The following is a 980-nucleotide window of genomic DNA, read 5'->3' as shown; positions in this document are numbered from 1 at the left end:
GCGATCTTGTGCGTCGACGAACCCGTGACGACTTTTCCGCCGTGATCGGTACTGTCACCGACGAGGATGATCAAAAGACTCATAACTTCCAGAAGAAAAACGCGGATTGAACTATGACCGTACGACGCTCAGACGGCTCATTGACTGATCTGCTCCCGAACCACACTAACGGGGTCCGTCGGAAACTTCGCTGGATTCTGCGCAGCCGTTCGCTGATAGGGGTCGCACGCATCGATCCGGCACTTCGCCTCGATCTCTGCAGGCCATTGCGGAATCTTGCTGGTCCTGATTGCGAACACGCGACCAATCGAAATAAGCCACACTACCGGCGCAGAGATGTACTGGATGAGCCTCGGCAGTCCGTTGAGGTTCAGATTCAGCGCAAACAATCCTTCGCGAAATGTTTCACGTCTGGTTGCAACGTCATGGCACCAATGGACATCGCCATAGACGGCCTTCGGGCCTTCTTCCATATAGCGACGGACGAATTCCCAGCAGTTTTTAAGCTGGCGAGGATCTTCACTGTCGCCGTGCAGGGCAAAGGTCCACTCCACCGTCTTTCGGTCTGCCTTGAGCGCGTGACCGCGAATGTCCCAGATCTGCGGCCCCGAGCCTGGCGTGTATGACCGCTTACACCGACTGATCGTAAAGAAGAGATCGTTCCACTTCGCCGAGCGAATCACACCGTCAAGGCAGAAGACGTACACCATGCGCTTGCGGTAGTTGAAACGGATGGGGTAATGCGTCCAGCGGAAGGATTCCTTTAATAACATCCATATCGATAGAGCCAAAAATACGGCAACAAAAATGAGCAGAATACTCACGGCGATAAAGTATCCATCAGTTAGATGAATGTTCTGGCTTTCAACAAACATTGGGTAACTTACCCCCACGACCGGAATCATTGCGACAAGCAGACCAATAAACGTCACGTAACCCCGATAGATAAACCAGCGATCGACCAGTTCCATGAAAGTGGA

1 protein-coding gene is annotated in these 980 nt (G+C 52.7%); it reads right to left on the bottom strand.

The features are described from left to right. Nucleotides 1–137 precede the first annotated feature (137 nt). The coding region (locus PQR08_RS38585; RefSeq protein WP_408164483.1) for a DUF6708 domain-containing protein at nucleotides 138–980 on the bottom strand (843 nt) is incomplete at its 5' end.

The organism is Caballeronia jiangsuensis (genome assembly GCF_046030135.1).
Taxonomy (GTDB): domain Bacteria; phylum Pseudomonadota; class Gammaproteobacteria; order Burkholderiales; family Burkholderiaceae; genus Caballeronia; species Caballeronia jiangsuensis.
This window is presented reverse-complemented; position numbering and strand designations above follow the sequence as displayed.